Raw genomic sequence first — 20657 nt, 5'->3', positions numbered from 1 at the left:
TACTCCGCCTCAGTGTTTTTGGCCCATCATGGCGGCTTCGTTCGCTATGATATGCGAGGATGAGTTGCGATGAACGTCACAGAGCCGGGCTCGGGGCCCGCTTCCCACCTTCCGTCGACGGCGGAAGCCCTCGCTCGAAACTATCGTGACGCCACCATCGCCCCCTCGCTGGTAAGTGGCGTCGCCGCCGCCTTCGAAGGCCTCTGCCTGGCCGTCATCGGCATCGCCCTTCTGCCGCTGTTCTCGGTATCGCTCACTGGTATGACGATCACGATTCCGGTCGGCACCGCTGTCCTGACGCTGCTCGTCGCCCAGATCCTTGGCGCCAACGACCTGTCGCTCTTGCGCCGTCACTCCCAGCGGTTCGCCAAGATTCTGGTCGCCTGGTCGAGCGTCTTCGGCTTCGTCTCGGTGATGCTGATCATTGGCGATGGCGTACCCGAGGTCGCTCGGCTGTGGTTTCTGGCCTGGTACGTGTCGGGCGTGATGGCACTCGGCCTCGCCTCTGCCGCCACGACGCTGGCGACGCGCCGGCTGACCCGCGCCGGGCGGTTGCAGAAGAGAGCCGTCATCCTTGGCGGCGGCGCCATGGCCGAGTCCCTCATCACCGCGCTGGAGGAAACCGGCGGCAACGAACTCGCCATCCTCGGCATCTTCGACGATCGCAACGACGACCGCAGTCCGGAAAGTCAGCAAGGCTTTCCCAAGCTCGGCAACACCTCCGATCTCGTGGACTTCGCCCGCCTCGCCGCCATCGACCTCGTGATCGTCGCCCTGCCCGCCACCGCCGAAGTCCGTATCCTGCAGCTTCTGAAAAAGCTCTGGGTGCTACCGGTCGACATTCGCCTGTCCGCTCACTCCAGCAAGCTGCGCCTTCGGCCGCGCTCCTACTCCTATATCGGCCGTGTCCCCTTCCTGGATCTGTTCGATCGACCGATCACCGGCTGGTCGCAAGTGTCCAAGCGGATGTTCGACGTGGTCATCGCCAGTCTTGCCATCGTCGCGCTGTCACCAGTGATGATCGGCGCGGCCATCGCCGTGAAGGCGACATCCAAGGGGCCCGTCCTGTTCCGGCAGCCGCGCTATGGCTTCAACAACGAGGTGATCTCGGTGATGAAGTTCCGTTCGATGTACGCCGATCAGGCGGACATCAAGGCCGAGAAAGTGGTGACGCGCGGCGATCCACGCGTGACGCCGGTCGGGCGCTTCATCCGCAAGACCTCGATCGACGAACTGCCGCAGCTGTTCAACGTGCTGAAGGGCGACCTGTCGCTGGTCGGCCCCCGCCCCCACGCCGTCAACGCCCACACCCAGCACAAGCTCTGGGAAGAAGTGGTCGACGGCTACTTCGCCCGCCACAAGGTGAAGCCCGGCGTCACCGGTTGGGCGCAGATCAACGGCTGGCGCGGCGAAGTCGATACGCCCGACAAGATCCAGGCCCGCGTCGAGCACGATCTCTACTACATCGAAAACTGGTCGGTGCTGTTCGACCTCTACATACTCATGTTGACGCCGATCCGCATCCTCAACCAGGAAAACGCCTACTGAAGGGACGAAATGTCGCGGGCGGCGCGAAAATCGACGCCCAGGCCCAACGCATCGGAAACAATGACGGCCCCCTCGGCCACCGGAGCGGCAACCGTGACGCCACGCAGGAGGCGCAGACAGTCGAAGATGCGCTCCTTGGGGACCGGCGCCGCCGAGACAACCGGCAACAGCGCCAGGCCACCGCCTGACACCCTTACCGTCGTCGTCACCATGCGCTTGGGCGCCACCACTTCCTCGGCGGCATAGGCGAGCCCCTTGTTGCAGGTGAAGCCGGACATCTCGGCCACGGCGCCGTTCTCGACGACCACCTCGCCGCCGCAACCGATCGGGCAGCCGATGCACTGAATGGCGTGAACCACGCGTTCCATCATGCCTCCTCCTCGATCGCGTCTTCCGCTTCGGTCTTCTCGGGCGCCGGCACGACGCGGAACTCCAACGTCGCGGCGTCACCGATCTTGCGAACGGGAATGTCCGCGACGATCATCTCGCTCGGCTTGACCACCCTCAGCTTGCGCTCGAAGGCGAGCACCCCATCGGCCCAGAACTGAAGCACCGACGCGCCCATCGGCTTGGCGGCGCGAAAGTAGAAGCGGACGCTCATCTTGCCGGGTTCGAGGGCGGAGAGGCGTTGCGGCACGACCGTGCGCAGCCCCTCCCCCGCCGCAACGGACCGCTCTGGACCGGACGCGGGGAGTTCGCCCCTGGCATGACGCGCCGCCGAACGGCCGGCGATCGCCGCCTCCTCGGACACCCAGTCCACGAGATCATGGACGTGCAACACGTTGCCCGCGGCGAAGAAGCCGGGAATCGAGGTCTGGCGAAACTGGTCGACGCGCGCGCCACTGGTGATCGGATCGAGAGCAACACCGGCCGCTCGACCGATCTCATTCTCGGGGATGAGGCCGACGGAAAGCAGCACGCAGTCGCATGAAACGTCGAAGGCCGTGCCGTCGATTACCTCCAGCCTGTCGTTGACCTGCGACACCGTGATGCCGGTCACCCGGTCCTTGCCGTGGATTGCCGTCACCGAGTGGCCGAGATAGAGCGGAATATCGAAGTCTTCCAGGCACTGGACGATATTGCGCGTCAAGCCATTGGAATAGGGCATGATCTCGAAGACGGCCTTCACCTTGGCGCCCTCGAAGGTCATGCGGCGGGCCATGATCAGGCCGATGTCGCCGGAACCGACGATCACCACTTCCTTGCCCGGCAGGTAGCCCTCCATGTTGACCATGCGCTGGGCGGCGCCAGCGGTAAACACACCGGCCGGCCGACTTCCCGGTGTACGGATGGCGCCACGCGTCCGCTCGCGGCAGCCCATGGCATAGACCACCGACTTCGCCCTGACGACCATCAGTCCAGCATGGGGACTGACAGAGGTGATGACGCCACCGGGCTCGGCTGCGAGCACCGTGGTGTCGAGCCAGACGTCGATGTCCGTTGCCTTGACCATGTCGATGTAGCGATGGGCATACCCCGGCCCGGTCAGTTCCTCCTCGAAGCGCCTCAAACCGAAACCGTTGTGGATGCACTGCTGGAGGATGCCGCCGAGTTCGCGGTCGCGCTCGATGATCAGCACGCGCTCCGCGCCGGCCTCGCGCGCGGCCAACGCCGCCGCCATGCCGGCCGGGCCGCCACCGATGGTCACCACATCGTAGGATAACTCACGCATGGATGCCCTCCCCGGCGTCTAGATCGGCACGTGACAGAAACAGCCAGGAGTCCGCCGAGTCCTTGCGAACGGCGGTGACGGGAATGCCAAGCTCGCGGGCGAGAATCGCCGTGACACGTGGCCCGCAGAAGCCGCCCTGACAGCGACCGGCGCCGGCGCGCACCCGCCGCTTGACGCCGTCGACGGTGCGCGCTCCGCAAGGCGACAGGATGGCGGCGACGATTTCGGCCTCGGTGATGGTCTCGCAGCGGCAGATGACGCGGCCGAACAGCGGATCGGCGGCAATCAGCTCCGCCTGCGTCGCGCGGTCCATCTCGTGGAACCGCGGCTTTGCCGGGTTGACCGGCACGAAGCTCGCTTTCGACCTCAGCCTGAGGCCGACGTCCTGCAGCACCTCGATCATGACCTCGCCGATGGCCGGAGCCGACGTAAGGCCCGGCGACTGGATGCCGGCGGCATGAACGAGACCACGCGCAGCCGGCGACGGACCGATGACGAAGTCCTTGCCCGCAGCGGCGCGCAAGCCGGCGAACTCGGTGATCGCCGTCCCGAGCGGCAAGGTCGGCATGATGCGGCGGGCACCTGCAATGATTCCAGCGAGGCCACCTGCCGTCGTTTCCCTGTCCTCGGGATCGTCGATCTCGGTGGCATCGGGGCCGATGAACACGTTACCGTGCACGGTGGGCGACACCAGGATGCCCTTCGACACCTTGTCCGGCGTGGGGAACAGCACCGTGTTGATCAACTGGCCGACGCTGCGATCGAACAGGATATACTCGCCCCGGCGCGGTTTGATGGTGAAGCTGTCATCTCCGGCAAGACGGGCGATCTCACCCGAATGAAGGCCGGCGGCGTTGACCACGAAGCGCGTCGCGACACGGCCACACGACGTGTTCACCGCCACGATCTGCCGATCAACCACCTCGAGCCCAGTCACGGCGCACTCGGTGACGATACGCACGCCGTTGCGAATTGCGTTCTCGGCAAAGCCGACAGTGGCGAGAAACGGGCAGACGATGGCGCCGGTCGGCGCCCACAGCGCGCCCGAGATATCGGGCGAAATGTTCGGCTCATGGGCGAGAACCTGCTCCCGCGACCAGATCTCAAGGCCCGGCACGCCATTGTCGATACCGCGATGGCGGAGGTCCGCCACGGTCTCCATCTGGGCGGCATCCTTCGCCACCACCAGCGACCCGGTCGCCTTTCGCGGAATGCCGAGCCCCTCGGATAGCTCGGCATAGAGCCGGGCGCCCTGTACGTTGAGACGCGCCTTCCAGGTACCGGGCTCCGCGTCGAAGCCGGCATGCAGAATGCCGCTGTTGGCCTTGGAAGTGCCGGTGGCAACGTCGGGCGACCGTTCGATGAGCAGCACCGACAGCTCGTAACGCGACAGCGAACGGGCGATGGCGCACCCCACCACGCCGCCGCCGATGACGACGACATCGGCGCTGTCCGGAAGTGGCCCCGCTCCAAAACTACCCGCCATGCCCGTCTCCCTCGCAGGCTCGCCGACAGCGCGACCTGGCTGTCCCGCCACAATCTACAAAGTTCGAATGATCTTCGTTTTGGTTCGTTTTGTCTTTCGTATCATCTAAATCGAAAGTTTCGGATCGGTATGAACGCCTATAGCACCCGCCGCTTTTGAAGCTCACGAAAGCAACAATGCCGCCCTCCCTTTCGGGAAGGCGGCATTGCTCATTATGCCTCGGGCTATGGTCGGCTCACCACGAATGAAGCCGGATGCATCAGGCCGATAGCGCCTGCGCCACCTCGCCGGCATCGTCGCCGACAATCAGCTGGTAGTTGGCATTTCCCAGCGTGGCGATGGCCCGGACGCCAGCCTTCTTGACCAGCGACTGGTCGAACCGCTTGGGATCGGCCACCTCGATGCGAACGCGGGTTCCGGACACCGCTTCGACCGAGACGATGTTGGCGTGGCCACCGAGCGCATCGACCATCTGGTCGGCCTTCAGTCGCGCGGCAACCGACGGCACCCCGGCGGTGGGCCTGGCCGCGACCGGCGCGGCAGCGGCGACCGGAGCCACGCCACCGGCGGGCTGAGTGCGCAGATACTCGTCCATGTCGGTCTTCATGTTCTCCGACTGGGTGCCGAAGATCACTTGCAGCCCCTGACCGACGACCATGACGCCGGCGGCCCCCATCTCCTTGAACTTGCTCTGGTTCACCTTGGCAATGTCGGCAACGCCGACGCGCAGGCGGGTGATGCAGGCATCGAGGTTGGTGATGTTCTCGGCTCCGCCAAACGCGGCGACCAGCTTGCGAGCGGTAGCGAAGCGATCGTCGCCGCTGAGCGCTTCTTCGGCACTCTCGACGGCGGCGACGGCATCGTCCTCGCGACCCGGCGTCTTGAAGTTGAACTTCTGGATGGCGAAACGGAACACCCCGTAGTAGATGGCCGCGTAGATCGGCCCGAGGATCAGCGTCATCCACCAGTTATGGGCGTTGGAACCGAAGACGTTGAACAGCAGGAAGTCGATGCCCCCCTGCGAGAAGGTGAAGCCCATGTGGATGTCGAGCGTGTTGGCCACGAACTGGGTGGTGGCGGCCAGCACGGCATGCACGGCGTAGAGGGCCGGCGCGACGAACAGGAACGAGAACTCGATCGGCTCGGTGATGCCGGTCAGGAACGAGGTCAGGGCAGCGGAGATCATCATGCCCATGACCTTGACGCGGTTCTCCGGCTTGGCCGTGTGGGCGATGGCGATGGCCGCTGCCGGTAGCCCCCACATCTTGAACAGGAAGGCGCCCGACAGGATGCCGGCCGTGTGATCGCCCGCGAAAAAGCGGTTGATGTCGCCGTGAACCACATTACCGGCGGCATCGGTGAAGGAACCGATCTCGAAGAAGAACGGCACGTTCCAGATGTGATGCAGACCGAAGGGGATCAGCAGCCGCTCGACGAAGCCGTAGATGGTGGCGGCGAGGCGCGGATCGCTTTCGGCTGCCCAGTGCGAAAACACGTCGATGCCGGCCTGCACGGGCTGCCAGACGAAGGACAACACCACACCGGCCACGATGGCCGCCAGTCCCGTGATGATCGGCACGAAGCGCTTGCCGGCAAAGAAACCGAGATAGGACGGCAGCTGGATGCGGAAGTAGCGATTGAACAGCGACGCGGCGATGGCGCCGATGATGATGCCGCCGAACACGCCGGTATCGATGGTCGGCACCGTCTTGCCGGCGAGCACCGGCACGTCGAGAAACACCGCCATGGCGCTGAGCGTCGCCGTCATGACGAAGTAGCCGACGACGGCCGCGATGGCGGCGACGCCATCATTCTTGGCAAGACCGAGGGCGACGCCGACGGCGAAAATGATCGGCAGGTTGCCGAAGATGGCGTCGCCACCCTTGGCCATGACCTGCGACACGATCTCGGGCAGGAAGGAGAAGTTGGACGCACCGATGCCGAGCAGAAGGCCGGCGACGGGCAGCACGGCTACGGGCAACATCAGCGCCTTGCCGATCTGCTGCAGCACTCCGAAGGCTGATTTGAACATGGTTGGAAACCTCTGGGATTAAGCTTCGGGCCAGGACTGGGCGAGCATTCGGCGCACCGCCTCGCCGGATTCGAGGGCGAGCGCCGCTTCGGCGACCGCCTTGCACTTGGTCATGTCGAGGGTACGCACCATCGCCTTGATCTCGGCGATCGAGCCGGCCGTCGCCGACAGCTCGGTGACGCCGAGACCGATCAGCACCGGCGCGGCGAGCGGGAAGGAAGCGAGCGAGCCGCAAACGCCAACCCAGCGGCCATGCGTCCTTGCGCCTTCAGCCGCCAGCTGGATCAGCCTGAGCACCGCCGGATGGAAGGGATCGAGCTGCTTGGCAAGGCGAGCGTTCACCCGATCGATGGCCAGCGTGTACTGGGCGAGATCGTTGGTGCCCACCGACAGGAAGTCGGCCTCGGCGGCCAGCGTCTTCGAAATTAGCGCCGCCGAGGGAACCTCGACCATGATGCCGACCTCGATCGGCGCGGTGCGGCCGAGCGCCTTCATCTCCGCGTCGATCACCTTGCGCACGTCCCTAAGGTCGGCGAGCGTGGCGATCATCGGCAGCAGGATCTTGGTCTGGCCGTAGGGTTTCACCCTCAGGATGGCGCGGATCTGCGTCCGGAGCAGTTCGGGCTGCCAGAGGCTCATGCGAACGCCACGCAGGCCGAGGGCGGGATTTTCTTCCTTCGGCAGGTTGGCGTAGGGCACGTCCTTGTCGGCGCCGGCGTCAAGGGTGCGGATGATCAGCGGTCGCCCCTTCAGGCCATCGGCGATGGCCTGGTACTGGGCGTACTGCTCGTCCTCGCTTGGAGCCGAGGTACGGTTGAGAAACAGGAACTCCGACCGCATCAGGCCACAGCCTTCAGCGCCGCTCTCGAGCGCCACGGCCACATCGGCCGGACCGCCGAGATTGGCCACCACCTCGATCCGCTTGCCATCGGCCATGTAGCAATCGTCTTGCGTCGCGGCGCGATTGGCGGCGAGGCGCTCGCGGCGACGGACCACGGCGGCACGAATGTCAGCAAGATCTCCTTCCGGCGGGTTGATCCGCACGGAAGCCCGATCGGCGTCGAGAACAACCGGCTGTCCGTCGGGTACGCACAGCACGCCGACGCCGGCGGCGACCACGGCCGGAATGCCCTTCGACGCCGCGAGGATCGACACATGCGCCGTCGGGCCGGCATAGGCCAGCACGATGCCGGCCACCTTGCTCAGATCGAGATCGGCAAACTGCGACGGCAGCAGATCGGCAGCGAAGATGACCGCCTCGTCGGGCAGCACCGTCGCCGAGCCGGACACGCCCAGCAGAATAGCCAGAACGCGTCGGCGGACATCCTCGAGATCGGCGGCCCGCTCGGCGAGAACGGGATTGCCGAGCTTGCGCAGGGCGGCGACCTGACGATCGATGGCCGTTTTCCAGGCGTAGGCAGCGCTCTTACCGTCGCGGATCATCGTCCAGGCGGCGTCGCGAAGATCGGGATCTTCGACGAAGGACAAGTGGGCGGTGAGGATCTCGGCCTGCTGCCCCTTGCTCTCGGCGATCTTGGCCCCGAGATCGGTCGCGGCCGTCTTGAGCGCAGCGCGCAGCTCCTTGATCTCCTGCTCGACGTCGGCGCCGGCCTCCGAAATCTCGAAGTCCTCGGACGTGATGCGAACCGACACGCCGGCGGCAAGCCCCGGCGATGCCGTCGTGCCGTCGATGGTCTTGGCGACACCCGGCCCCCAAAGCTCGGGCGCTTCGGCGACTTCAGGCATTGCAGGTTCAGACGATGCGACGGCTTCGGGCGCGGAAGCGGCGGCGGACACTTCGGGAACCTCCGGCCCGCCGAGCAGCGTAGCGATACGGCTTGCGATCTCGGCGCCATCGGCTCCCTTGGCCTCGATGGTCAGCTCGTCATTGTGCTGGGCGCCGAGCAGCATCAACCCGACGGGGCTGGCGGCACTCGCCTTGCGGTCTCCGAGACGGATGATGACCTCGGCGGCACCGGACTTCGCCGCCTCGGCGATCAGGCCGGCGGGCCGGGCATGGATGCCATGCGGATCGGCAACACGGACTTTGACGATGACCGCATCGCCTTCCGATGCGTTCGCCTTGGACGGTGTCGCCTCGCCCTGCGGAACGATGGTGGCAACCTCGTCACCGGCTGCGATCTCCCGATCGACGCCGGAAACGGCCAGAGTGAATCGCTCGCCGTTGGTTAGCACCACCGGAACCACAAGGCTGCGGACCAGTTGCGAGATGACATCCATGTCGAAGCTGATCAACGGATCGCCGGCCTTGACTCGGTCACCCTCGGCAACATGTGGCGTGAAGCCATCGCCCTTGAGCGCCACGGTGTCGAGGCCGATGTGCATCAGCACCTCGGCGCCGTCCTCCGCCCGCAGTGTCACGGCGTGATGAGCGCGGTGGAGCGAGGTGACGATGCCGGAGAACGGCGCACGCAGCGTCGCATCGGTCGGGTCGACGGCAAAGCCATCGCCAAGAATCCGACCGCTGAACACCGGATCCGGAACGTCGGCAATGGAGCAAAGCCAACCGCCGATCGGAGCTCGAAGGCAAAGACTGTCCTTCGCGTCGAGCGGCTTGCCGCCGCCGGACGCGTTCTTTGTATGATCAACCACGTCAAGACTCCGTCAGATCTTGGGTTTCTCCAGCAGGCGGTGATATCGCCCTGTCTCGTTCAACTCGTGTGCATGCGCCCCGGCTCCAGCCGAGAGGCCAATCATCGTCGCGGCGGCGCCTGGGCGCTGTCGCGAAAGATCAGGTCGACCGGCCAGACTTCCGAGAGAGTGGCCGGATCGGCGCCGCCGACCAGAGCGGCGGCCAACTCCGCGACACGCCCCCCGGCGGAGCGGATCGACGAAAAGGTGGTCGTGAGTGCCGGTTCGAAGGCCTCGGGCCGCACGGTTGCAAGACCGTCGTCATGGGCGATGACCGAAACGTCACGGCCGATCTTGAGGCCGCAGTCGCCGATCGCCCGGCAACAACCGGAGGCGAGGAACATCGAAGCGCAGAGAAAGGCGGTCGGAGCCGTCGGCAGGGCCAGCAGCGCGCGCGTGGCGCGATAGCCGTGGTCCTCGGTGGCGGGGCCTGCAACGAAAAGACCGGCTTCGGCGGCAAGCCCACGTCGACCGAGAGCGGCGTGCCAACCGACCATGCGCTGCTCGGATGCCGAGAGATCGGCCGGACCGCTGACCAACGCAATCGCCTTGTGGCCGAGACCGGCGAGCAGATCGACGGCCCGGCGAACGCCGTCCTCATGGTCGATGTCGAGATGCGGATAGACCAGCGAGCCGGCCGTGCGTCCACAGGTGACTGTTTGAAGGCCGAGGTGCGACAGGAGGCGGATACGAAGGTCCTCGACCTTCAGGTTGGCAAGGATCATCACGTCGACCGCCTTGGCGCGAGCAAGACGACGATAACCCGCCTCCTCGCCGTCGAAGGTGGCGTTGACATAAAGATCGCGACCGCACCGCCCCGCCCCATCGGCCAATCCGGCCAGGAACTCTCCGAACACAGGATCGGCCATCTCGGTCGACGCCCCCGGCAGAACCACGCCGAACGCCCCGGACTCCCCCGTGGCAAGGCGCTTGGCGCTGACGTTGGGTGTGTAGTTGAAGCGCCTGGCGGCCTCCTGAACACGGAGCCGCGTCTCCTCGTTGACTTCGGAGAAGCCGTTGAGAGCCCGGCTGACCGTCGTCTTCGACAATCCGAGATGCTGCGCCAGCTCCCTGAGATTCACCTAAGCCCCTCCAGATCGGGACCGGTCGAGCCGACTATCAGCTCCGCTTCGAACCGGTTTGGAGACAACACCAGAGCTCATATCGCTACTTTTCCCACGAAACAACGGCAGATACGGCTGGAGACAAAATTATTTCGGATGGAGAAATAAAGAAGTTCGAACCGGTTTGAAAGATCTGTACAAACCCGAGCGTCGCGTCAGGCGAGCCCGGTCATGGGCATTGCGCATGTCCTTGAGCAACTCCAGCGGAAGTGGGAACCGGTTCTGCGCCCGGAGTCGCGTAAAAACAAAGAGATGGAGCACGTAGGCAAGCCAGAGCTCGCCGGACGCTCTCTATCGGCTCGACGCACGACTCCAGTGAGAAGAGCAGGCACATCAAATGCGCTCAGCAGCCGTCACTCGCCATCGCTACTTGCGATCGGGGGAAATGGATGGTCGGGCAGAGAGGATTTGAACCTCCGACCCCGTGTCCCCCAGACACGTGCGCTAACCAGGCTGCGCTACTGCCCGTCCAATCATCGCCCAGCGGCATCCGCCGGACGGGAGGGATTTAGCCGGTTCGATCCGGCGGGACAAGTGCTAATTTCACCTCACCCCAACGAGACAACAGATCAACGCGTCTGATCCAGCAGACGCTTGCATTCCAGCAGCTCGAACAGCGTCGACTGAAGGCGCCGAATATCCTCACGCGACAGGCCGCTCGAACTGGCCGATGCCGCATGTTCCGGCGCGGTGCGAAAGCGCTCCATGAAACGGAAGCCGCCCCGGTTGGTGCTCTCGGGCAGGATTCCGGCCGGTAACGGCTCCTCCTCCACCTCCGGTGCGCGAGCCAGCGGCGGCTCCATCCGAGCCTCTGTGCGCGCGGCGGAGCGCTGCGGTGCAACCGGCTCCAGCTCGGCCTCGTCAGCTTCGAAAGCTGCCTCTTCCACCGGGGAATCAGCCTCGTCCAAACCGTCGCCGTTCTGGACCGCAGGAATCGGCTCGCCAGGGTGGCGCCAGACCTCCATGACGAAACGGGCGCCCTGCTCCTTCAGGATGCGCTGAACGCCCTTGATCGTGTAGCCTTCGCCATAGAGGAGATACTGGATGCCGCGCAGAAGCTCGACGTCATCGGGGCGATAGTAGCGACGCCCACCGCCTCGCTTCATCGGCCGAATCTGGCTGAACTTGGTTTCCCAGAATCGCAAAACGTGCTGCGGAAGATCGAGCTCCTCCGCAACCTCGCTGATTGTTCTGAACGCGTCAGTTGCCTTTTCCACGCCGCCGCTCGACCTGATGCCGTATTCGGTCCTCGAAGACCGGATTCGCAAAGCGCCCTAATATAGAAGCGACAGGCGAAATAAGCCAAGCCCGATATCGCATCAACACGAAGATCGTCGGCTAGTTATCTGTATTTCAATGAAGTTTCGGAGCGGCCGGCTCGCTGCCGGCCCTCGCTCAATCGTCGCCCTGAACGGACGAGGCATCGCCGCCGTTGATTTCCGTCTTCAGCACGTTGCTCGGCTTGAAAACCAGCACGCGCCGGGGAAGAATCGGAACTTCCTCACCCGTCTTAGGGTTGCGACCGATGCGTTCGGTCTTTGAACGGACAGAAAACGTACCGAAGGAAGAAAGCTTCACGGTCTCGCCCGTCACCAGACAATCAGCGATCTCGCGCAGCACCGATTCGACGAGTTCGGCCGACTCGCTCCTCGAAAGGCCAACCTTCTGGTACACGGCCTCGCAAAGATCGGCGCGGGTTACAGTTTTGCCCCCCATGGATCGCAAGCTCCCGTTGTTCCAGTCGACCGTGGATCTGGCCAACGGTCGAGATCCAAAGACACAGCGCACGAACGTAGTGCCAGATACGGATGCGGTCAATGCATTTTTCGCGCAAGTCTTTCCAAACAAACAAAAAACCGCAACATGCTACCAACGGAGGATAACGGCTCCCCAGGTAAGACCGCCGCCGACCGCTTCGAACAGCACCACATCGTCGCGCTTGACCTTGTCCGAGCGCACCGCGAAATCGAGCGCCAGCGGAATCGTCGCCGCCGAGGTGTTGGCGTGCCCCTCCACCGTCACGATCGTCTTTTCCAGGGGAATGCCGAGCTTCTTCGCCGAGCCTTCGATGATGCGCCGGTTGGCCTGATGAGGAATGAACCAGTCGATGCTCTTGCCGTCGAATCCGGTTGCATCGAACACCGACTTGATGACGTCCCCGACACCGCCGACAGCGAATTTGAACACTTCCTGGCCGTGCATGCGCACATGACCTGGAGCGCCGGTCATCGACGGTCCGCCATCCGTGCAAAGCTTGTCGACATGGCGGCCATCAGCCCTGAGGCTGGCGGCAAGCAGCCCGCGATCGGCCGACGTGCCCTCGCCTTCCTCGGTGCCCAGCACCACCGCGCCGGCTCCGTCGCCGAACAGAACGCAGGTGGTGCGATCGTTCCAGTCGAGGATGCGCGAGAAGGTATCGGCGCCGATCACCAGCGCCTTGCGGGCAAGACCGGTGCGCAGCAGGCTGTCGGCAACGGTAAGTGCATAGATGAAACCGGAGCACACGGCTTGCAGATCGAAGGCGAAGCCATGGGTGACGCCCAGCTTGCGCTGAACCTCGACGGCCGACGACGGAAAGGTGCGGTCGGGCGTTGCGGTCGCAAGCAGCACCAGGTCGATCTCATCGACGGAGACGCCGGCTGCCGCAAGGGCATTCTTGGCAGCGGCGGCGGCCAGATCGGACGTCAACTCCCCATCGGCGGCGACATGGCGCTCGCGAATGCCCGTGCGCTGGACGATCCACTCGTCCGTCGTGTCGACAAGCTTGGTGAGGTCTTCGTTGGTCAGAATCTTGGCGGGCAGGTAGCTTCCCGTGCCTAGAATGACGCTGCGGATCACGCTCAGCTTCCTTTCTCGCTGGCGGCAAGGCTGATCGCCGCCTGCTCCCGGTAATAGTGTGCAAGATCGGTCTCGATCTTGCTCATCAGGCCGTTGCGGGCCATGTCGTAGCCAAGGTCAAGCGCGGCCGCGAAACCAAAGGCATCGGTGCCGCCATGGCTCTTGATGACGATGCCGTTCAGCCCCAGGAAGACGCCACCGTTGTACTTGCGCGGGTCCATCTTCTCCCGGAGCCCCTGGAACGCGCCGCGTGCCAGCAGGTAGCCGATTCGGGTCATCCATGTGCGGCCGAGCGCCGTGCGGAGATAGCTCGTCAGCTGCTTGGCCGTGCCCTCCGCCGTCTTGAGGGCGATGTTGCCGGCGAAGCCTTCCGTGACGATGACGTCCACCCGACCACGGCCGATGTCGTCCCCCTCCACGAATCCGTCGTACTGAAGATTGGAGAGAGCCGTCTCTTTGAGGATCTGCCCGGCCGCCCGCACCTCCTCATTGCCCTTGACGTCCTCGACGCCGACATTGAGCAGCCCCACCGAGGCGACATCGGTGTGAAACAACGCGCGCGCCATGGCCGCGCCCATCACGGCAAAGCCGATCAACTGCTGCGCGTCGGCTCCGATGGAGGCTCCGACATCGAGTACGATCGATTCCGACTTCAGATTGGGCCAGAGCGCCGCGAGCGCGGGACGTTCGATGTTGGCCATCGTCCTGAGGCAGAACTTCGACATGGCCATCAGCGCGCCGGTATTGCCAGCGGAAACGGCGAAATGCGCCTCGCCCTTCTTCACCGCCTCGATCGCCCGCCACATCGACGACTTCCACCGGCCATGGCGCAAGGCGCTGGACGGCTTCTCGTCCATGGCCACGGTGACTTCGCAGTGGTGAAAGCGGGAGACAGCCTTGACCCTGGGGTACTGCTCGAGAACCGGCAGGACGACAGCCTCGTCACCAAACAGTTCGTAACGGAGATCCGGACGCCGCGTCAGTTCGAGATCAGCGCCCGCGAGCGTCACCGACGGCCCGAAGTCGCCGCCCATGACGTCGATGGATATGATAAGGGGTTCGGCCATAAGTCCTCGGAAACGCGGCGACCGCCGAAATTGATCGGGCGGGAAGATAACCGTTCCCCCCCAGGAAACAACATCAAAATGCGCGTCGTCCGCCACCGGGCCGCGCGACATCCATCAAGACGAAGGCTTGTCTTTCAGCGCGGCGAGACCGGCGAACGGCGACTCGACCTCGTCTTCGCTGCCGTCGTCCTCGATGAATGGCGTGAACTCGACGCCCGGTTTGCGCGGATAGGGATCGAGACCGACGGCGATGAACTCGGTGGCCAGCACCCCGAGATCGACCGTCGAGCCTAGAATCGGCTCAGGAGGATCCTCGGCCTCGATATCGACCTCAATCTCCTCGCTGACGGGCTCTATCTCGTTCTCCGGCAGATAGCGCAGGTCGACGGTCTCGCGAATGCTCTCGGGCACCGGCTCCAGGGTGACGACGCAGGCCTGCTCCACCTCAGCCCTTACCTCGCCCACGACCTTGAAACCGGTCTTGCGGAACGGCGAAATGGTGAACTCTGCCGAAGCGCTGGTCACCTTGACGATGCCCAGAGCATCGGCAATGGCCTCGCACTCGGCCGGATTGGCCTCGAAAGCCACAGGCGTACCGCGCGGCTGAACGCCGCTCCATGCGAAAACGCGAGAAAACGGAATGTCGGCTTTTGCAGTCATGGCTTGATATCCGAAAGGGCCGGGTCGTCGGCGGAAATGGGGCATGGAACCGAGGAAGGCAAGTCCCCCGTCGCAAGTTCGCTCACCGACGCGTCGGCAAGCCCCTTGGCAAAGCCCCTCACGTGGGCAGCAAGAGAGGCGACGAACGCGGGATCGACCGTCGCGCCTCCGTAGACGTTTCGCACGAGCACCTCGGCCAGCGCTTCCGGTCGCTCGGATGCGAGCGCCGCGGCCGTCGCTTCGGCACGGCCATAGAAAGCGCCAACCACCTTCTTGAGGCGGCGCTTGAGGCCGCTGTCGTCATAACCGATCTCGCGCATCGACCGTTCCATGTCGTCGATGAAGAGTTCGCTGAGCTGGCGCGCCATCTCTCTTCCGGCATCATCCCGAGACAGGCGATGAACGGCGAGGCCGACATGCAGCATCAGCATTTCCAGCCGCCCTTCGACGCTGTCGGCAACCCCCAGTTCGGCGTAGAATACCTGCTGACGCGAAGCGCGCATCAAAGCCTCGTAGAACGAAGCGACGCGAGACGATCTCTTCCGCCCGAAAAGGCCGAACACCATAGTTTTGCCGTTTCCTTCCCCGAAGACCGGTTCCGACGTGGTGATCTACAGGAAACCGCGCCGGGCGCACGAATTGACGTTGCCTCGTGACCTAGCGCAAGGTAACCAAGTTGCCAAGCGTGGAAGTCGGGACGATGTTCGAAGCCCCGCCAGCGGCTTCCGATGCCAGATGGCGTCGCACAGAACGACAGCCGAGGGCCAAGGGCTCGCCGGCACCCGAGGCGGAAGAAAGCACGGCGATCGCTTTGGGGCGATTGTCCACGGTGTGGTTATGAGTGCCGGGAGGCTCATGTGAAGTTCAGCCGGAGTGAACGCCCGTCGGGCATGATGTTTGGTCTGAAGGGTGCGGCGATCGCCCTGCTCACGGCCGTTTCGCTGTCGGCGTGCGGCACGCCGCCGATCCAGCACGGTTACGTGCTCTCCGAGGAGGCCCTGGCGCAGGTGCCGGTCGGCTCGTCACGCGAGCAGGTGCTTCTGGTGCTCGGCTCGCCGTCGACGACCTCGACGCTTTCCGGCGACACCTTCTACTACATTTCCCAGACCATCGACGAAAACCCGCTCATGGGACGCACGGTTACCGACCAGCGGGTGCTTGCCATCTATTTCGACGAACAGGGCTTGGTCAAGCAGATCGCCAACTACGGCCTGAAGGACGGCAAGGTGTTCGACTTCATCGAGCGCAAGACCCGCACCGGCGGCGCCGACCTCAATCTCCTCGCCCAGATCTTCAACGGCGTGGGCCGCGTCAACCCGCTCGGCAACATGAACTGAGACCATAGAAGTCTCGACGATCAAGGGCGCGGCACCGGCTGCGCCCTTTTTTGTCTCTCAAGCCTTGCGACCGGAAAATATCGTCGCCGTGTAGACCACCAGCGCCGCCCAGATGAACATGAAGGCGATGAGTTTGCCGACCGAAAACGGCTCGTGGAACACGAAGACAGCGGTCAGGAAGATCATCGAAGGCGCGATATACTGCATGAGGCCGATGGTAGAGTAGCGCAGGAGCCGCGCCCCGTAGACGAACAGGATGAGCGGCACCGCCGTCACGAGGCCCGAGACGGCGAGCAACAGCGTGTCGGAGAGAGTGGTCACCGCCCCGGTCCCGAAAAAGTGGCCATCCCCCGCGACCGTCAGCCAACCGAGATAGGCGAGCGCCAGCGGCGAGATCAGCACGACCTCCAGAAGGAAGCCATGTGTCGGCCCGATCGGCAGCGTCTTCTTGAGATAGCCGTAGACGCCGAACGATAGGGCCAGCGCCAGCGACACCCAGGGCAATCCGCCGCTCTCCACGGTCATCAGGCCGACGCCGAAGACCGCCAGCGCCACGGCGAATACCTGCGCGCGGCTCAATCGCTCGCCGAGAAAGATCGTACCGAGGGCAACGTTGACCAGCGGATTGATGAAGTAGCCGAGCGCCGACTCGAGTGCCCTGCCCGAACCGATCGCCCAGACATAGATCGCCCAGTTCACCGAGATGAGGCTTGCCGTGAGAAACCCCATGGCGAGCGTGCGCGGTTGCCGGAACACCCTGAGAAAGCTGCCGAAACCGCCCTGGACCAAGACGATCGCCGCCGTGATCGGTACCGACCATAGCACGCGATGAGCCACCACCTCGTAGGGCGAGATGTGGGCCACGGCCTTCATGTAGAAGGGCAGGAAACCCCAGAGAAGGTAGGCCGAGAAGGCAAAGGCGAAACCGCGATAGCGGCCGAGACCAGCCGGAGCAACGGCTTGGGCGGATGTCATGGTCATGATTCCGGACAATGGCCGGCAGCGCCGGACGGCGCCACCCGAAAACAGAAGCGGCGGCCGGTTGCCCGACCGCCGCTTCGTTCAGTCGCAATACTGATGTGATCTATCAGCTATGGGCAAGAACCGCCAGCAGCAGCAAGGCCACGATGTTGGTGATCTTGATGGCCGGGTTGACGGCCGGACCGGCGGTGTCCTTGTAAGGGTCGCCGACGGTGTCGCCGGTCACCGAAGCCTTGTGGGCGTCGGAACCCTTGAAGTGCTTGACGCCGTCCTTGTCGACGAAACCGTCCTCGAAGCTCTTCTTGGCATTGTCCCAGGCGCCACCACCCGAGGTCATCGAGATGGCGACGAACAGGCCGTTGACGATCACGCCGAGCAGCGAGGCGCCGAGGGCAGCAAAGGCGTTGGCCTTCGAGCCGGAGGCGGCAAGCACGCCGAAGTAGACAACCAGCGGCGACAGCACCGGCAGAAGCGACGGGATGATCATTTCCTTGATCGCCGCCTTGGTCAGCATGTCGACGGCGCGGCCGTAGTCCGGACGCTCCGTGCCGGCCATGATGCCCGGCTTTTCCTTGAACTGACGACGCACTTCCTCAACGACCGAGCCGGCAGCGCGGCCGACGGCGGTCATGGCGATGCCACCGAACAGGTAGGGGATCAGACCGCCGAACAGCAGACCGGCCACCACGTAGGGGTTGGACAGCGACAGGTCGATGTTGCCGATACCCTGGAAGTAGGGAACGCCACTTTCAGCGAAGTGCTTGATGTCGTTCGTGTAGGCGGCGAACAGCACCAGCGCGCCGAGGCCGGCGGAACCAATGGCATAGCCCTTGGTGACAGCCTTGGTCGTGTTGCCGACGGCGTCGAGCGCGTCGGTGGTGTGGCGGACGTCCTTGGGCAAGCCGGCCATTTCGGCGATGCCACCGGCATTGTCGGTGACCGGGCCGAAGGCGTCGAGGGCGACGATCATGCCGGCAAGGCCGAGCATGGTGGTCACCGCGATCGCCGTGCCGAACAGGCCGCCGAGCTGGTAGGTGGCAATGATGCCGGCAACGATGACCAGCGCCGGAAGGGCAGTCGACTCGAGCGACACGGCGAGGCCCTGGATGACGTTGGTACCGTGGCCGGTGACCGACGACTGGGCGATCGACACCACCGGGCGCTTGCCCGTACCGGTGTAGTACTCGGTGATCCAAACGATCAGGCCGGTGACGACCAGACCGAGGATACCGCAGATGAACAGCTTGGTGCCAGTCAGCGCGATACCGTCGACCACGGCGATTTCGCCCCAGCCGATGGTCAGCGAGGTGGCGCCACCAAGACCGACGATCGACAACAGCGACGAAGCCCAGAGCCCCTTGTAAAGGGCGCCCATGATCGAGTTGTTGGCGCCGAGCTTCACGAAGAAGGTGCCAATGATCGACGTGATGATGCAGGCGCCGCAGATCAGCAGCGGATACAGCATCGCATTGAGCAGCAGCTCGCCATTGGTGGCGAAGAAGATCGAGGCGAGCACCATGGTGGCGACCACGGTCACCGCATAGGTCTCGAACAGGTCGGCCGCCATGCCGGCGCAGTCGCCGACGTTGTCACCGACGTTGTCGGCGATCGTGGCGGGGTTGCGCGGATCATCCTCGGGAATACCGGCCTCGACCTTGCCGACGAGGTCGGCGCCGACGTCGGCACCCTTGGTGAAGATACCGCCGCCGAGGCGAGCGAAGATCGAGATCAGCGAAGCGCCGAAGCCGAGGGCGACGAGGGCGTCGATGACCGTACGGTCATTGGCGGCATAGCCCATCGGGCCGGTCAGCACCCAGAAGTAGACCGCGACGCCAAGAAGCGCGAGGCCGGCCACCAGCAGGCCGGTAACGGCGCCCGCCTTGAAGGCGATGTTGAGGCCACCGGCCAGCGACTGCATGGCAGCGGCGGCGGTGCGGACGTTGGCGCGAACCGAAACGTTCATGCCGATGAAGCCGGCGAGGCCCGACAGGACGGCGCCGACGACGAAGCCAATCGCGACCGGCAAACCGAGCAGCCACGCGATCACAACCAGGATCACCACGCCGACGATACCGATCGTGGTGTACTGACGCTTGAGATAGGCCTGAGCACCCTCAGCGACAGCCCCAGAAATTTCCTGCATGCGGGCGCTGCCCGCGTCCGATGCCATCACGGACTTGATCGCCCATACGCCATAGGCGATGGACAACAGTCCGCAGATGATCGCGATGTAAAGAACGTACATGATCCCTCCGCAGTGCCGGACACTTAAGGGTCCGGCCTTGGCGCCACGAACCGAAGGCGAACGCCCCTTGGGAGCCTGACGGTTCCCTTGCCCGTTCGCCTTGGGAGCGACCCTCTTTTCCACCGCCTTGCTGAACGCGTCGACACGCGACGTCGATCCCGTTCCGCGGCCGGATACGAGGGCGGGATTACCGATATAGCCTCGTTTGGTGGCGTCAAGGGCGGGAAAGCCCGAAGCCTACGATTTTATGGATTTGTCCCCATTCGGGACGAAACCGTGGCCTTTCCGCCCGGTCCGCCGCCGAAAACGGATATCGGGGCGTCGTCAGACCACGTAGCGCGCCGCGACGAATCCGCCGACGATGATGATCAGCAGCCCCCACATCACCGCGTCGAGCCGACGCTCGATGAAATCGCGCACCGGTTCGCCATAAAGGCGCAGCAGGAAGGCGACCAGAAAGAAGCGGGCGCCGCGCGTGATCGCGCAGAGCAGCACGAAAAGCGGGAAGTTATAGGCGGCAAACCCCGAGGCGATGGTCACCAGCTTGAACGGAATGGGGGTCATTCCCTTGATCAGGATGATCCAGGCGCCGTAGTGGGCATAGGCAGCCCGGAACTCGTCGAAGCTCTGGCCGTATCCGTAGACCCGGATCAACCAAGCTCCGAGGCTGTCGAACAGGAAAAGGCCGATCGAATAGCCGAGGATGCCGCCGAGCACGGAGGCAACGGTGCAGATCAGCGCGTAGGTGAAAGCCTTGTCTCGGCGAGCCAGCACCATAGGCACCAGCATAACGTCGGGTGGAATGGGGAAGAACGAGCTTTCCGCGAAGGAAACGGCGGCGAGCCATGTGCCGGCCTTGCGACTGCCAGCCAGCGACATGGTCCAATCGTAGAGCTTGCGGAACATCGCCCCTCCGAAAATGCAAAGAAAAACAAGGATTCGAAATAAAAGTCGGCGACTAGCCAAACGTGTCCGCGCGGACATCTAGCGACTCGCCCCAGACGACGCAAGCCGA

At 64.2% G+C, this 20657-nt stretch carries 17 protein-coding genes and 1 tRNA gene; 2 read left to right on the top strand and 16 right to left on the bottom strand.

The window, feature by feature from the left end; genetic code table 11:
* The first annotated feature begins 69 nt into the window (after positions 1–69).
* The gene (locus M4J40_RS19985) at positions 70–1548 is read left to right on the top strand and encodes an undecaprenyl-phosphate glucose phosphotransferase (protein WP_251756176.1); all 1479 of its coding nucleotides are present in this window, start codon (positions 70–72) and stop codon (positions 1546–1548) included.
* On the opposite strand, the gene M4J40_RS19980 is transcribed toward M4J40_RS19985, so the two are convergent.
* The 13 genes from M4J40_RS19980 to M4J40_RS19920 form a co-directional block, all read right to left on the bottom strand.
* A complete protein-coding gene (locus M4J40_RS19980; RefSeq protein ID WP_251756175.1) occupies positions 1542–1919 on the bottom strand; it encodes a DUF1667 domain-containing protein in 378 nt (125 codons plus the stop codon). The genes M4J40_RS19985 and M4J40_RS19980 overlap by 7 nt on opposite strands.
* Entirely contained in the window at positions 1916–3220 is a 1305-nt protein-coding gene (locus M4J40_RS19975) for an NAD(P)/FAD-dependent oxidoreductase (RefSeq protein ID WP_251756174.1), read from the bottom strand. Before M4J40_RS19975 ends, M4J40_RS19980 begins: the two co-directional genes overlap by 4 nt.
* The gene (locus tag M4J40_RS19970) at positions 3213–4706 is read right to left on the bottom strand and encodes an NAD(P)/FAD-dependent oxidoreductase (protein ID WP_251756173.1); all 1494 of its coding nucleotides are present in this window, start codon (positions 4704–4706) and stop codon (positions 3213–3215) included. The genes M4J40_RS19975 and M4J40_RS19970 overlap by 8 nt, the downstream gene beginning before the upstream one ends.
* Positions 4707–4965: 259 nt before the next feature.
* Positions 4966–6738 carry a PTS glucose transporter subunit IIBC gene (ptsG, locus tag M4J40_RS19965; protein ID WP_251756172.1) on the bottom strand — a complete coding sequence of 591 codons (1773 nt, stop codon included), beginning with the start codon at positions 6736–6738 and terminating at the stop codon, positions 4966–4968.
* Positions 6739–6756: 18 nt separating this feature from the next.
* Complete coding sequence (gene ptsP / locus M4J40_RS19960) at positions 6757–9351, bottom strand: phosphoenolpyruvate--protein phosphotransferase (protein ID WP_251756171.1); 2595 nt, start codon at positions 9349–9351, stop codon at positions 6757–6759.
* A 101-nt stretch (positions 9352–9452) separates the two neighbouring features.
* Positions 9453–10472 carry a substrate-binding domain-containing protein gene (locus M4J40_RS19955; RefSeq protein ID WP_251756170.1) on the bottom strand — a complete coding sequence of 340 codons (1020 nt, stop codon included), beginning with the start codon at positions 10470–10472 and terminating at the stop codon, positions 9453–9455.
* 432 nt (positions 10473–10904) lie between these two features.
* A tRNA-Pro gene (locus M4J40_RS19950) sits at positions 10905–10982 on the bottom strand.
* A gap of 101 nt (positions 10983–11083) precedes the next feature.
* A complete protein-coding gene (locus M4J40_RS19945) occupies positions 11084–11731 on the bottom strand; it encodes a MerR family transcriptional regulator (RefSeq protein ID WP_251756169.1) in 648 nt (215 codons plus the stop codon).
* Between the two features lie 178 nt (positions 11732–11909).
* Complete coding sequence (locus M4J40_RS19940; RefSeq protein ID WP_101287401.1) at positions 11910–12230, bottom strand: integration host factor subunit alpha; 321 nt, start codon at positions 12228–12230, stop codon at positions 11910–11912.
* Positions 12231–12380: 150 nt separating this feature from the next.
* The gene (locus M4J40_RS19935) at positions 12381–13352 is read right to left on the bottom strand and encodes a beta-ketoacyl-ACP synthase III (RefSeq protein ID WP_251756168.1); all 972 of its coding nucleotides are present in this window, start codon (positions 13350–13352) and stop codon (positions 12381–12383) included.
* Between the two features lie 2 nt (positions 13353–13354).
* Entirely contained in the window at positions 13355–14419 is a 1065-nt protein-coding gene (gene plsX / locus M4J40_RS19930; RefSeq protein WP_251756167.1) for a phosphate acyltransferase PlsX, read from the bottom strand.
* Positions 14420–14533: 114 nt separating this feature from the next.
* Entirely contained in the window at positions 14534–15079 is a 546-nt protein-coding gene (locus M4J40_RS19925; protein WP_251756166.1) for a DUF177 domain-containing protein, read from the bottom strand.
* On the bottom strand, positions 15076–15582 hold the full coding sequence (locus M4J40_RS19920) for a ubiquinol-cytochrome C chaperone family protein (protein ID WP_251756165.1): 507 nt from the start codon (positions 15580–15582) through the stop codon (positions 15076–15078). The genes M4J40_RS19925 and M4J40_RS19920 overlap by 4 nt, the downstream gene beginning before the upstream one ends.
* A gap of 354 nt (positions 15583–15936) precedes the next feature.
* On the opposite strand from M4J40_RS19920, the gene M4J40_RS19915 reads away from it, so the two are divergent.
* Positions 15937–16416 carry an outer membrane protein assembly factor BamE gene (locus M4J40_RS19915; protein WP_251756164.1) on the top strand — a complete coding sequence of 160 codons (480 nt, stop codon included), beginning with the start codon at positions 15937–15939 and terminating at the stop codon, positions 16414–16416.
* 57 nt (positions 16417–16473) lie between these two features.
* Here the strand turns inward: M4J40_RS19915 and rarD are convergent, their stop codons facing one another.
* From rarD to M4J40_RS19900, 3 genes are all read right to left on the bottom strand, one after another.
* A complete protein-coding gene (gene rarD / locus M4J40_RS19910; protein WP_251756163.1) occupies positions 16474–17391 on the bottom strand; it encodes an EamA family transporter RarD in 918 nt (305 codons plus the stop codon).
* A gap of 112 nt (positions 17392–17503) precedes the next feature.
* Complete coding sequence (locus M4J40_RS19905; RefSeq protein ID WP_251756162.1) at positions 17504–19642, bottom strand: sodium-translocating pyrophosphatase; 2139 nt, start codon at positions 19640–19642, stop codon at positions 17504–17506.
* Positions 19643–19966: 324 nt separating this feature from the next.
* Positions 19967–20548: a YqaA family protein gene (locus M4J40_RS19900; protein ID WP_251756161.1), complete on the bottom strand. Its 582-nt coding sequence runs from the start codon at positions 20546–20548 to the stop codon at positions 19967–19969.
* Between the last annotated feature and the right edge of the window lie 109 nt (positions 20549–20657).

The organism is Pleomorphomonas sp. JP5, assembly GCF_023721815.1.
Classification (GTDB): domain Bacteria; phylum Pseudomonadota; class Alphaproteobacteria; order Rhizobiales; family Pleomorphomonadaceae; genus Pleomorphomonas.
Note: the sequence above shows the minus strand (reverse complement) of the source record. Positions and strands in the feature narration are given on the sequence as shown.